Source organism: Limnobacter thiooxidans (genome assembly GCF_036323495.1).
GTDB lineage: Bacteria > Pseudomonadota > Gammaproteobacteria > Burkholderiales > Burkholderiaceae_B > Limnobacter > Limnobacter thiooxidans.
Window position 1 is genome coordinate 3,429,129 of sequence record NZ_AP028947.1, and the last position, 13,787, is coordinate 3,442,915.

Here is a 13,787-nt window from a genome sequence, read left to right on the forward strand (position 1 = left end):
TGGAATATCCCGCAACGTGAACGTATGTTGACCCCGGCAAAGCTCACAGAATGAGCCACTGGAATTGAGCCACTTAAGTTGAGCCACTACAATTCAGCCACCGAATTTTATTCGTTGATTTTTTGACTCAGTACCTCTGCGGCTTCTGTAGTGCACACCAGGGCCAGGCGCAAACGCGCGCGGGTCATGCCCACAAACAAGCGTCGCTTGGTGTTCTCATTCAGCTCATGGAAGTCGATTTCAGAAAGCACAACGCAATTGGCAGAGCGCCCTTTGAATCGAAACACGGTGTCGACAACAAGGTCACCGTCAGAAAAAATGAAATCACCCTCTGCAGTTCGCCCAACAATTTTCTTGACCCTGTGTTGTGCCAGTTCATCAAGCTTCAACAGCGCGCTGGATTCGGCGCCTCGAAGGGTCAGTACGACAATTTCATCGGCCGTGTGGCCTTCTTTCAGCAGGTGCGCCACAACTGCGGAAGTAGCACTGGCCAATGAAGTTGCATCACCCGCTGTGTAAGTCTCCAGCAAAGTATCCAGACCTTCAACCGCACTTCGGCTGCCAATCGGTTCTTCAACCAATTCAAGTTGATTGATGATGTCTGTAACAACACGGGGGCAACGGTTACTTACTGGGTGGTCAATGCGAATCCACCCCTCAAAATCGCAAGGCTCGCGTTCATACAAACGCTGGTTGCTGTCCATCAGGGCAATCAGGCGGCCTTCAGGTGTGCACAGCTTGAACAGGGCTTGCAGCCAAGCCGCTTCAAAGTCTTGCGCCTCGTCAATGACAAGCACATCGAAACTACCTGCCAGTTCGTGGGCATGGTCCAGAAAATAGTCAACGCTTGCCTGAAACGCGGTAGTACCGGCTTGGTAAAGGAAACCTTTCGATTCGTAAACCACCCTCGCCATTTCATGGAAGGTGGTGCATGCACTGGCAAGACCTGTGGCTGTTTTCATGTCAACCGCCAGATTGCGGTTAAAGCACACATACAAGGCCGAGAGACCATTCTGGTGAGCCGTGCGCAATTCATCCAGGGCCAATTGGGTTTTGCCCGAACCTGCGGTTGCATCAATCAACAATCGAAAGGGTACGCCATGCATCTTGCTGACCCATTCAGACAAGCCAGCTCCCTGTTCGATGTACGCCGATTTCGCCAGTTGCCCGAGAAACCCGATGTCATAGCGAATTCGCAATCGATTGCCCAGAAAATCCGAGATCAGGTTGATGTCCTGACACGCCTCTTTGTGTGGTGGGCGTTCCTTGAAAATATCGAGGATCACATTGGGAAGAACGATTGAATTGTGTTGGTCAACAATGCGATTCACCGGGATACCAGCAGCTGCTTTGTTTTGAACCACGTAGTCTGGACAGTACACCAGCATGTCAATGTCCAGTTGCTCATGGTTTCGCACATCGCTTCGCGCTTCAAATGCAGCAAGCAAGTTTTCCAGGCTGCGGTTCATTTGAACAACCACACTCTTGGGCTTGGTGCTGTAAAGCTTGGTGAGCCCCTGTTTGCCTTCCTGTAAGCCACCGTTTTTTTGTTCAATCAACAACAAACGGCCAAGGGGACTAAGCACAATGAAATCGATTTCCCCCAGAAAAGTCTTGTCGCAATTCTGGGTGGCCCAATGGACCGAATGGAAAACCTTGTAAGTGGGTGGCAGCGCTTCTGCAAGCCAGGTTGCTGTTTTGTATTCCTCTCGCTTGTTGGCTGGCACAGGGCCAACAAGTTCAGGATGGGGTATCAGTTCTGCCATAAGCCCACTCGCGTTGGTTCAAAGATTTTCGAGCCCCTGCTGCAACGCTTGTTGTACGCGTCGCCGAAGCGATTCAGGTGCCACTACTTTCACATGGGGTACGTGCCGCAAAATGTCCATGATCAGCTCAGTCGGGTTGCTGAAAGGCACTGTGAGTCGATAAGCCCCATTCTCTGCGAAGGCAGCCTTTTGTTCGGGGTGCCAGGTTTCCTTGCTGACCCACTGGGCACGCGGTGCCGTAAACTCAAGCTCTGCATGTTCGACAACCTTGCCGGTGAAAGCGCCATAACCGGAATCCAGCTCGGCCTGAATTTCTGACTCTGCCAATTCCAGGGCATCACTTTCAGTTACCTCAACACGATTGATGGCATCCAGCGCAAAGCTTCGAATACCCTCGCGCAGGTGGCACCAGGCATCCAGGTACCAGTTCTCGCGGTAATGGGTCAGCCGCTGTGGCGAAACTTCCCTGCGAATGACCTCGCCCCTGTTCCTGTTGTTGTGATCAATCACTATTCTGCGGCGTTGAACAACCGCGTTTGCGATTGGCGCAAAGTGCTCAGGTTCATAAGCACGGGCGGTCACCTTGTGAATTCGAATTCGCTTCAACACCAATTCGGCGGACATGCCTTCCTGCTCAAGCAAGCTTTTCAGCCTGGTGAGCAAGGGCTCGATGTGTGGGGTCAGAAGGCCGGGCTCAAGCGAAGAAAGCAATTGCTGCATGCTTAGCAGTGCGTAAATTTCCGAGGCACTAAACCACAAGCCTGGCAATTCGTAAGCGTCGCCAACACCTTGCTTGTCGAACCGATACCCGCCTGCATCACGATCCCAAATCACTGGGGCATTCAGGCGATCTCGCATGTACTCCAGGTCGCGCTTGAAAGTGGCCAGGGAAACACCCAGTTCTTCGAGAAATGTATCCACTGACACCACACGGCGTTCGTGAAGCATTCGATCGATTTTGTACAAACGTTCAGTGCGATTCATGATGGTTCAAGCTAACTGTATTATTGTGGTTGGCTTATTGTCTGCGAACAAGCTGATGACTTGCTGACAACCAACTTCAAGTCAATCAAACCGCTTTTCAGATTAGCGTGCCGTCCCTGTGCAAGTCATCAATTTGGTCGTTCAGCGTGCACCAGTCGTAAATGATTCCGATACCAAATAAACCCAAAGTCACCAGGTACAACAGGCCTGTGATCCACTTGCGCTGATAAAACCGGTGCACGCCAAACACACCCAGGAACGTGAGCAGTACCCAAGCCAGGTTGTAATTGATGGGGCCGCTCAAAAATCGCCGGTCGGCGCTTTTGTCCATGCCGGGAATCAGAAACAGGTCAACAAGCCAGCCAATAAAAAACAGACCCAAGGTGAAAAACCAGATAATCCCTGAAATTGGGCGACCGTAATAAAAACGGTGTGCGCCCATAAAACCCAATATCCAGAGAATGTAACCAATCACTATGCTGTGGGTGTTGTTGTCTTTGATCATTTTTTCTTCAATGTTGATGAGTCAGAAGTCAAGGTAACACACACGGTGAAACCGAACGGGCAATCACCGATCATGCATGGCGACAAAGCGCAAGCGGGGCACCGCCAAATTTGCATTTCTGTCTGGGGAGTAAGGCGGCAGAAAACCTACATGAGAAACACAATGAACTCAATTAACGGGCTTGTTACCAAAAGTGTTTTTCAGCGAAACAAACAATGTTGATGCAATCTGCCTCTGCCATACGACTATGCAACTTTGAATTAAACAACAAACCCATGAGCAGTTTGCAGCTCAGTGCCATTGAGTTTCCAGCATTTTCCGGCATGGGTTCACATATCAACCAACGACTTTCGACGTGTGTCCGCTCTCAAGGCCCAATTCCGCAAGGTGAATATCTTGTGCTGGACCGGCAATCAGGCGGCAGGCTCGGCTGGCTATATGATTTGTTCAACAACCGCGACGATTGGTTTGCGTTGTATGCAATTGATAGCAACATTGACGATGCAACTTGGTGCGAGCAAGTAAAACGCGGCAAGTTCAGGTTGCATCCCAAAGGCCCAAGCGGCTTGAGCGAAGGGTGTATCGTGATCGACAAGCTGCAAGATTTTGTGCATTTGCGAACAATGCTGCGCTCTGGTAAACCTTTGGAAATTCCTGAGAAAGATATTCTTGCATGGGCAAGACTGGTGGTTCGGTGAATAAGAAAATCAAGTACTTGTGCTGTGTGATATGGCTAACATTCTTTAGCATTGCTTTCGCGATTCTTTGGATAAGAACGCCTGCGCTGTGGTTCATCAATTTGCCAAAATCGGCGTGGGAAATGTTAGCCAATTACACGGATGGGGCCTGTTGCGAACGAATTGCAGATTTGGAAATTGCCGTTGGCTTGGCATTCGGTTTTTTGATTGGCTTGCTACTCATGTACATGTTTCTACACCTGGCGGGCAGGCGTTAGCTGAAATAACAATCCAGTCAAAATAGAAAAACCAAGCCAGCTAATTACTTAAGTGCAGCGGCTTCAGTGTAATCAGCGCATCTCGTACCACACACCTCGCCCGCTGCCTTGCTGACCAAGGTGGCCGCGTTCTACCAGGTTGCGAAGATGGTGCTTGATTGTATTGCGGTTGGCACCCGTGACTTGAACAATCTCACTCATCGTGGTGCGTCCGCGCTCCCTAACCATTTCCACAATCTGCAGCGACAATTCCGGCAGGCTGGCCAGCACCAGTTTCTCGCGCTCGACCTTCTTCTCCAGTCGCCGCACCTGCTCGGCCAGAGATCTCAGAAAAAACACCAGCCATGGCTGCTAATTCGGAGCTTCGGTACGGATTGTACCCTGCGTCTGGCGCAGCGCCAGATAGTACGCTTCCTTGTTGAGTTCAATCACGCTCTCCATGGAGCTGTACGGCACATAGGTGTAGCCAGCCTGCAAGAGCATCAATGTCGTCAAGGCTCGGCTTATTCGGCCATTTCCATCCTGAAACGGGTGAATCTCCAGAAACACCACCACGAAGATCGCCGTGATGAGCAGCGGGTGCAGTAGTTTGGACTCGCGCTGCGCATTGACCCAACTGACCAACTCGGTCATCAACCGAGGCGTATCGAACGGCGATGCCGTCTGGAACACAATGCCGATCTGCTCACCATGCTCGTTGAAGGCAGCCACGCTGTTGGTGTTGGTCTTGTACTTGCCTCGATGCCAGACGTCCTTGTCGCTGTGCTGGAGCAGGATTTGGTGCAGCTGCTTGATGGTGTTCTCGGTGAACGGGATGTCTTGCCAAGCGCCGAAAACGACGTCCATCACCTGTGCGTAGCCGGCAACCTCTTGCTCATCGCGTGTATCAAAACGCCTGATCTCCAGGTTGACCAGCAGTTGCTCAACCTCGCGGTCGGTCAGCTTGCTGCCCTCGATCCGTGTCGAGGAGCCGATGCTCTCGATGGTGGCCACACGACGCAAAGCCGACAAACGCTCAGGCGCAAGGGTGCCCAAGGCGCGCCAAGCGCCTTTGAACTCGTCGATTCTGGCGATCAGCGCCAAAATTTCAGGCGTGATTTGTAGGGTATCAATTCGCAGCATAAGCCAACAATAGAGCCATTCTGACCCATTTTACAAACCATTACCCAAAAAGAGACCCGATTTGACCCATTCAAGCGGCGGCTGGTTTTAATTCTCCGTATCTGCCTTTTTCAACGCCTCAAACTTGCCAGCCATTGTGGGGTTGCCGCGAACCAGTTTCTTGATGGTGACATCCTGCGCCTTGTCGTTGGCCAAGCGAAGGTTTCTGTCCGTACCCAGCAAGGCGTCCTTGGTTTTTTGCAGGTGGTCGATCGACTTGTCAATTTCATCAATCGCGGTTTGAAATTTCTTGGATGCCAACTCGTAGTTTTTTGAAAACGCAGTTTTGAATGTATCCAAGTCATTTTCAAAGTTGGTGATATCGATGTTCTGCGATTTCACCAGCGCAAGTTCTGCCTTGTACTTCACCGTGTTCATCGACGCATTGCGCAGCAGCGTAATCATGGGAATGAAAAACTGTGGGCGCACCACGTACATCTTCGGGTAGCGGTGGAACATGTCCACAATGCCGGTGTTGTACAACTCGTTGTCAGGCTCAAGCATGGAAACCAGCACCGCATATTCGCAACCCTTCTCGGTTCGGTCCTTGTCCAGCTCTTTCAGAAAATCCTCGTTCTTGCTCTTCGTCGCCGTGCGGTCACTTTCGTTTTTCATCTCGAACATGATGGACACAATTTCTGTACCCGAATCATCTATGTCGCGGAAAATGAAGTCGCCCTTGCTGCCGGTGCGGGCATCGTTGTCTTTCTCGAAGTAAGCCCTTGGAAACGCCGTGGCGCGAATGCGGTTGAATTCAATCTCGCAATGCTGTTCCAGGGTTTCGCCGACCATCTTGGTGGACAGGCGGGCCTTCATGTCGCGCAATCGTTCAATGGCCTCGTCGCGATCCTTGATCTGCGTTTCGTAACGGTCTTTCAGCGACTGCTCTGAAAGCTGTTTTTCCAGCACCACTTTCTCAAGACCGTTTTTCAGTTTATCCCGCTCTTTTTCAACAGTGCCCACCGCCTGGGTAATGGCCAGTTGCTGTGCAACAGCCATGGAATCAAGCCTGGATTTCAACGCTTGAATTTCGGAATCCTTGGCGGCAGCCGCCTTTTGCAATTCATTCAACAGGTTAGCCTGGGCCAATTTCGCCAGGTTTTCCTTTTCCTGCTGCGCTTGGGCAAGCTGGTTTTGAAGGGCATCGCGTTCTTTCTCCACCGTACTTAATGCCTCGGTCACGGCAATCTTGCGTGCCATTTCCCCTTCGTTCAGCTTGGCCTTCAGGTCTTGAATTTCCGTGTCTTTCACCGCGGCGGTTCGCTGAAACTCACCGGCCAGCTTGGTTTTGGCAAGGTCTACGGCATTTTGTTTTTCTCTCTCGGCCAGCTCAAGCCGCTCGTGCAGCTGGCTTTCGAATTCCGTGTCACGCACTTGCTTGGCAATGTCGGCATAGCCCGCTTCATCAATCTTGAAAGCCTTTGAACAATGGGGGCATTTGATTTCGTGCACGGCGGTTTCTCCTTTGGATTTTCATGATTGTAATGATTCAAACCCTGGGAAGTTAATCATTCTTGATAGGCAGCGCAAATACCCCCCGCAAACAAGGGTTTCCCCTTTATTAACACTACGCTTATAAATACACCTTGCTTGTAATAGTTCAGTAAGGCTCATCTGTTGAGCTACAGGTCCTGTTAAATGATGAATATAGCCGGCTTGGAGTTTGTCCATTGCGCCGGTTATTTGGCCTGTTATTTAATCAACCCTTCAAATGTAAAACAGTGCAAAAACGAGATCAGGAAATTCTGTTTTCCGCATCAGACCTGACGTATTTCGCAGAGTGCAAGCACCGCACCTGGCTTGACCGTTGCCACCTTGATGCGCCCATGGAAAAAGCCGATGAAACGGATTCCATGCGGCTGATCATGGACAAGGGTCTGGAACATGAAGCCGCGCATTTGCAAACCCTGAAAGATCAGGGTTTGCATGTAGTTGAAATAAAAACCAAGGAGCTTGACGAACAAGTTCGCCAAACCACCCAAGCCATTGAGGAAGGCGCAGATGTGGTGTTTCAGGCCACACTTCGCCGTGGTGCTTACATTGGGCATGCCGACTTTCTCATGCGCACGCCCCACAAAAGCCCAAGCGGGCAGTGGGTGTATGACGTGGTGGACACCAAGCTTTCCCACCACACCAAGACAAAATTTCTGGTGCAGTTGTGTTTCTACAGCGACCTGCTGGCCGACATCACTGGGCAACTGCCAGAACACATTCACGTGGAGCTGGGCAATGGCCAACGCAGCACCTACCGCGTGAACGACTACTTTGCCTATTACCGCAAACTCATGGCTGATTTCGAAGCTAGCCTGAGCCAGCACACGTTGCAACCTGTCACCTACCCCGACCCCTGCAACTTTTGCAGCATGTGCCACTGGCGTGAACGTTGCGACCAGCAAAGGCTGGAAGACGACCATTTAAGCCAGGTGGCCAACATCACGAAAACGCAAATCGTGAAACTGGCTTCTATCGGTGTAACAACCATGAAAGGGCTTTCACGACTGGGTGAAACAGCCAAGGTAAAAGGCATTCAGGAGCCCACCCTGCTTCGCCTTGCCGAACAAGCCGCCCTGCAGGTTCATGAAAAAGAAACTGGCGAGGCCGTGGTCAAGTGCCTTGGCAATGTGGAAGAAGGTAAAGGGTTCGAGCGCCTGCCCCCGCCCAATGAAGGCGACCTGTTCTTCGACATGGAAGGCGATCCCATGTATCCCGAAGGCCTGGAATACCTGTTTGGTGTTTACTTCTTCGAGAATGGCAAGGCAGAATTCAAGGCCTTCTGGGCCCACACACGTACTGAAGAGGGCCAGGCATTTTCAGACTTCATGAACTTTTTGAATGAACGCCTAACGCGTTACCCACAGGCCCACATTTACCACTACGCCCATTATGAAAAAACAGCCCTGAAGCGGCTGATGAGCGTGCACGGCCTGCATGAAGATTCTGTCGACAATCTGCTACGCCACCACAAGCTGGTCGACCTGTACAAAGTGGTTCGCGAGGGCTTGCGGATTTCCAAACCCAGCTATTCAATCAAGCAGGTCGAAAAGTTTTATGGCACCGCGCGTACCGTGGAAGTAACCAACGCGGCCGACTCAATCGTAGTGTATGAACGCTGGCGGCAAGAACAAGACCCGCAACTGCTTCAAGACATTTACGACTATAACCTCGACGACTGCAAATCAACCTGGGAACTGCGCGAATGGCTGCTGAAACAACGCCCAGCGCATGCTGCGTGGTTTGATAAAAACAGGGAATTGCCTGGCAAGCCGCTGACCGACAAGCAAATTGAAATGGCTGAGCAACGTGCGGCCAACCAAGCCGCGCATGAAGCCTACCTGGCTGAGCTGCCAAATCGCCTGGCAAACAGCAAGCACACCGGCCAACTGCCTGAGCAATACAGGCAACTGCTTTGCCAACTGATCGATTTCCACAAGCGTGCGGCAAAGCCTGCGTGGTGGGCCATTTTCGAACGCATTGAAGCCGAGCCGGAAGAACTGCTCGACGACATGGAAGTGATTGCCAACCTGCAGTTTGCAGACAAACTGGTGGGCGGGAAGATGCCACGCCAAAGCAAGTGGAAATTTCCCGAGCAGGAATTCAAGTGCAAGGCAGGCGATCAAATCAAGGTACTTGATTCTGAAGCAATGCCCAGCGGAAAAATACTAAGCATTGATGAAGAAAATTGCGAACTGGTGCTGGCCTGCACATCATTGCCGTTGAAATATTCAGAGCCTGGTCGAACCATGCACATTTCGGTGGGGGCTCCATTTGATACAACAACAATTGCAGATGCGGTGTGGCGGTTTGTTGAAAAGGAAATAGACGACGCATCAGAAAAGTCAGCCGTTCGACAATTCCTGCTTCGCCAGCCACCCCGATTCGCCCACAAGAAAGTGGGCGAGGTTCTGGTTCAACCTGAACAGGAATGCGGGCAAACTACCTTGCAGCAAACCACCGAGCTGATCCGCAACATGGACCACAGCTGCCTGTTTGTGCAAGGCCCACCCGGCACCGGCAAAACCTATACCGGCAGCCACGTGATTGCGGAACTGATTCGAAGCGGCAAGAAAGTGGCCATCAGCTCCAACAGCCACAAGGCCATCAACAACCTGGTTGAAAAAACAGCGCAGGTTCTGGAACGCATGGGGCAAAGCTTCTACGGCGTCAAAGTATGTAGCACCGATGATCAAGAAGCCTACGGCTTTGGTATCAGCAACCTCAAGAAAAAAGATCTTTTTGAAGACGAGGCGCTCGCTCCGGAAGAGGCCCCCGACCTGCTTGCAGGCACCGCCTGGCTGTTTTCCAGTTGGCAGCTAACCGGATGCTTCGACTACCTGTTCATTGACGAAGCTGGCCAGGTGGCCACCGCCAACACCGTGGCCATGGGCCAGTGCGCCGACAACATTGTGCTGCTTGGTGACCAAATGCAACTAGGGCAACCCATTCAAGGCGACCACCCCGGCGAAAGCGGATTGTCTACGCTTGAATACCTGCTGGGCCATAAGGCCACCATACCTCCAGACACCGGTGTGTTTCTTGATCAAAGCTATCGCATGCACCCAAGCGTGTGCAATTACATATCCACCACCTTCTATGAAGGCCGCTTGCGGCATGCCCAGCAAACCGAGAACCAAGGCCTGGTTTTAGCCGGACCACTGGCTGACCAATTTTCGGCCACTGGAGTTTATTGCTACCCAGTGATACACGATGGCAATTCGCAAAAAAGTATTGAAGAAGCTGAAGCCATCAACAGGCTTTATGTAGAGCTAATGAAGCAAAGTTTTATTGGGCCAAAAGGTGAAGTGCTGCCCATAAATGCAGATGAAATTCTGGTGGTCGCACCTTACAACGCGCAAGTCAACCTACTAAAACGAGTGCTTCCTGAAGGAGCGCGAGTTGGTACAGTAGACAAGTTTCAAGGCCAAGAAGCACAGGTGGTGCTGGTCTCCATGGTGACCTCGAATGAACAACACATGCCAAGGCACTTGGAATTTCTGTTCAGCAGGAACAGGCTGAACGTGGCTGTTAGCAGGGCAAAAAGCCTGGCCGTTGTGGTGATGAGCCCTGGGTTGGCCGATGTGCGGAGCGAGAAGCCGGAGACTTTGGGGTTGATCAATACTTTTATTGGGTTGGTAAGTCAGTAGGCTCGATAAATGAATTTTATTTCTATTGATTTAGCCTAGCCCTCCGCTAATTTCTTTGGAGGAACACGGTGAATAAAACCTTAATTCTGCATTCAGCACTTCAATAATTTATTTAGAAAATTAGGTACTCTGGGTAAAACTATGCAGATTGCACCTTAAGCTTTTGTGTGACTTAAGTTAACCGCTGACTACACCGCCTGTCATTTATGGAAAGAGAAGAGCCACTAGGTTGGATCTATCGAGGTCAGTTCACAACTAGCCCCCAAATGACATGATCAATTATTACAGCGTCGAGTCCACGTTTAATACGGTGAAATCCTGTCTTTTTTGGACCGTCTTTTGAATTGCACTGAATACGGGCTTATCTGGTCAATGTAAAAGATCCATGAAACCAGCACGATGACAAGTACTCAGAAGACTGTTCAATAAACAATAAAATTGTTATTTTTAGGGAGATGCTTTTGAAAATAAAATTTAGCGGGCATCTCATCCAGATTTTTCGTAACTTTTTGGGCGGTAATGAACCTTTATTGACCATAGCCCCCTTATGTTGGTCGTTGCAGTTCCTTTTAGGTTATCGAAAAGAATTTCGATTTGATACGCTCATTTTTTTAATTTCCCGTTCTAGGCCTCAAGTTTCTAGCGACTTTGGTTCTCATATTCATTTGTGATGAAGCTTAACCCTCTTTTTAAACTATCAATTATCTCTGGGGTTGAGGCCGCGATAAAGCTTCATATTCTTAGAGGTGATGATCCAAATGCCAGAGATGGAACGGGAGCTACTCCGTTGATTCTTGCCGCCGCTAGGGGCCGTGCAGGGGCTATTCGCCTTTTGCTGAACGCTGGAGCAAATCCGAAACTTGAAGATCAAGACGGAATGGACGCAATGGCTCACGCCATGAGGCATGGGTGTAAAGAAACAATTGAACTTCTCAGGGCCACTGGGGTAAGTGTCATAACAGATTCGCAGCTTTTGTATCCGGCTGTTGTGACGAACCAACCTGATACCCCATACCTTGTTGCGAATGAAAAAATGGTGGCTTTTCGTAGCGAAATAGCTGACCTGCAAGTCCCAACTTTAACTCCTTCTTCAACTGACTCTGGAGTTGAAGAAAATATTGCTGGATTGGTAAATCCTTTGATAGAGCCATCCGCCTTAAACTCGGATTCGTCTTGTAAAACGCCAGCCCCCCCTTCGAGCACTTGCGCCGCAAACGAAGTTCTCCTGTTCGACGACGAACCACTCCAAGACATTTTCAGTGATGATTGGGAAGCAGAGAAAGAAGTTTCGGTTCCTGAAGGAGATGAGACGGTTGTCAGAGGCTCCCGACAGGTTCATGAGAGTATTGGTCGACATAACGCTATAAATCGAGACGAAAACTGGGATGATATAGATCTCTTCCTACCATCAAGATCGACTCCCCTTTCCCTTGATCAGAGTAATGATTCTTTCAGAAATCTGTTGCTGTTCGCACTACACGAAGGATGTGTTTCCGAAGAGGCCATTATTGATGCTGGATTGAACTCAGATGGCAGTCGGAATAAAGAAGCTGAGAGGCTTCTGACATTTGTTGCCGGAGAGTTAGGAGCGACAGTCGTGGATTGGATCGGTTTAAGCGGTCCTTATCAGATTGAACCCACTACTGCAGAGGAGCACATCCTGTTGGAAGCGACTCAATTTTTTGAGGAGCTTGCTTCCGGTCGGAATGATCCTTTCCGCTTTTATTTGAAAGAAATACGTGAAGACCTTCTTGGTGCAGAAGATGAGATCAGATTGGCTAGGGAGATGGAGGAGGCTGGTCGAGAGGCTATGTCTGCCCTTGCTCAATGGCCCGTCGGTTTATCAGTGATTTTCGACGCAGCAACCCGCGTGGCCAGAAGGGAAGCAGACGCAGGATATTTTTGCAGTGGGCATGAGTCGTCTTCCGAAGTCGAGTCTCCTTTGATACCGATCATCGACGACGTCGACGAAGAGGATGAAAACACGGGTATGAATGAAGAAGCCTTGTTTTTCGTGAACACAGTTGCGGATATTGAGAGGATGAAAAGTGATACCAGCAAGGTCACTGAGTCCTTGGTGAAACTATGCCTTACCCGAGCTTTTCTTACAGAATTACAAGAAAAAGCAAACACTTCAGGAATCTCACAACAGTTTATTTCGGCTCTCAATCGTCAGGCAAAAGCCAGAGATCGCATGATACTTGCCAACCTTCGACTTGCTTTGTCCATCGCGAAAAAGTATCTCTGGTCAGAAATGCCCTTTGATGATTTGGTCCAAGAGGCGAATGTAGGTCTCATGAAGGCTGTAGACCGCTACGACTGGCGCAAGGGTTTCCGATTCTCAACCTACGCAACTTGGTGGATCAGGCAAAAAATCACCCGGAGCATTGCCGACAACGGCAGGGTGGTCAGAGCGCCTGTCCACATTCAGGAAACATCTCGAACACTGTTACGCGAGAGATCCGCAGTGGAAGCAGGTTTGGGTCGTCCCGAATCGGAGTATGAAACTTCGCGACGTATCGGAATGTCTATTTCAAAAACACGCCTGATCCTATCAGTTTTCGATGAAGTGGAATCACTGGACGAGGTGGACCCAGCAACAGGTTTCTCAAGAATTGAGGGGTTGACGGACTTGTTAACTCCCAACCCAGCAGAGGCTGCCGAGCTTTCTTCATTAAGATCCACCCTGTTGAGCCTACTCGATGAATTGGATGAGCGAAGCAGGGAGGTACTCCTTCTGCGCTTTGGCCTGATGAGAGACGAAGCCATGACTCTGGAGGAGGTTGGGCAGCACTACTCAGTGACACGGGAGCGAATCAGGCAAATTGAATCTAAAGCGATGCGTAAACTTTCACATAGGATCAAACGGGGGATCCTTTGGCCCTTCATGGGCGATGAATTCGCACCGAAAGAGAACAGGGAGCCATCATTAACGGATAAACAATCAAACACTGAGACCAAGTCAGACCTGAATCCGATTAGTGAGCGAGAGTCTGTAGAGACTGAAACAGAAACTTCAAATAATTTTGAGCAACCTGAGTCGCCTCACATTGCAATCCCTAAGTCGGATCTTGTCGAACAAGCGTTAAAGCTCGGTTTGAAAGTAGACGATCGACGAAAGGATGGAGGGAGACTTTCCATCCTTGTGCCTTATGTATCTACTCCAAAGATAAGAGCATTTGGTCGCAAGCTTCTCGACTCGGGTTTCCAAAGAAATAGAAACGACATTTTCGAGATATGACGATGAAAATCAGATACGCCCCCCCGAAGGCAGG

Annotated in this window: 9 protein-coding genes; 3 read left to right on the forward strand and 6 right to left on the reverse strand. The window is 50.1% G+C overall.

The features are described from left to right. Positions 1-107: 107 nt before the first annotated feature. From RGQ30_RS15675 to RGQ30_RS15685, 3 genes are all read right to left on the reverse strand, one after another. Positions 108-1,766 (reverse strand): ATP-binding domain-containing protein, encoded by a 1,659-nt coding sequence (locus RGQ30_RS15675; protein WP_130557329.1) that lies wholly within the window; start codon positions 1,764-1,766, stop codon positions 108-110. Between the two features lie 18 nt (positions 1,767-1,784). Beyond that, positions 1,785-2,750, reverse strand: coding sequence for a helix-turn-helix transcriptional regulator (locus RGQ30_RS15680; protein ID WP_130557328.1), 966 nt, complete (start codon positions 2,748-2,750; stop codon positions 1,785-1,787). 97 nt (positions 2,751-2,847) lie between these two features. Next, positions 2,848-3,255: an NINE protein gene (locus tag RGQ30_RS15685; RefSeq protein ID WP_130557327.1), complete on the reverse strand. Its 408-nt coding sequence runs from the start codon at positions 3,253-3,255 to the stop codon at positions 2,848-2,850. Positions 3,256-3,530: 275 nt separating this feature from the next. Here RGQ30_RS15685 and RGQ30_RS15690 point away from each other — a divergent pair, with 275 nt between their 5' ends. After that, positions 3,531-3,953: a DUF2778 domain-containing protein gene (locus RGQ30_RS15690; protein ID WP_338284569.1), complete on the forward strand. Its 423-nt coding sequence runs from the start codon at positions 3,531-3,533 to the stop codon at positions 3,951-3,953. A gap of 329 nt (positions 3,954-4,282) precedes the next feature. Here RGQ30_RS15690 and RGQ30_RS15695 read toward each other — a convergent pair whose 3' ends face one another. From RGQ30_RS15695 to RGQ30_RS15705, 3 genes are all read right to left on the reverse strand, one after another. Beyond that, positions 4,283-4,549: a DUF977 family protein gene (locus RGQ30_RS15695; RefSeq protein ID WP_338284570.1), complete on the reverse strand. Its 267-nt coding sequence runs from the start codon at positions 4,547-4,549 to the stop codon at positions 4,283-4,285. Between the two features lie 12 nt (positions 4,550-4,561). Continuing rightward, positions 4,562-5,332: a Fic family protein gene (locus tag RGQ30_RS15700; RefSeq protein ID WP_338284571.1), complete on the reverse strand. Its 771-nt coding sequence runs from the start codon at positions 5,330-5,332 to the stop codon at positions 4,562-4,564. 87 nt (positions 5,333-5,419) lie between these two features. Next, positions 5,420-6,823: a DUF2130 domain-containing protein gene (locus RGQ30_RS15705; protein ID WP_130557326.1), complete on the reverse strand. Its 1,404-nt coding sequence runs from the start codon at positions 6,821-6,823 to the stop codon at positions 5,420-5,422. A 269-nt stretch (positions 6,824-7,092) separates the two neighbouring features. On the opposite strand from RGQ30_RS15705, the gene RGQ30_RS15710 reads away from it, so the two are divergent. Both RGQ30_RS15710 and RGQ30_RS15715 read left to right on the forward strand, forming a co-directional pair. After that, on the forward strand, positions 7,093-10,512 hold the full coding sequence (locus tag RGQ30_RS15710; protein ID WP_130557325.1) for a TM0106 family RecB-like putative nuclease: 3,420 nt from the start codon (positions 7,093-7,095) through the stop codon (positions 10,510-10,512). A 670-nt stretch (positions 10,513-11,182) separates the two neighbouring features. After that, the gene (locus RGQ30_RS15715) at positions 11,183-13,753 is read left to right on the forward strand and encodes a sigma-70 family RNA polymerase sigma factor (RefSeq protein WP_130557324.1); all 2,571 of its coding nucleotides are present in this window, start codon (positions 11,183-11,185) and stop codon (positions 13,751-13,753) included. Positions 13,754-13,787: the final 34 nt, after the last annotated feature.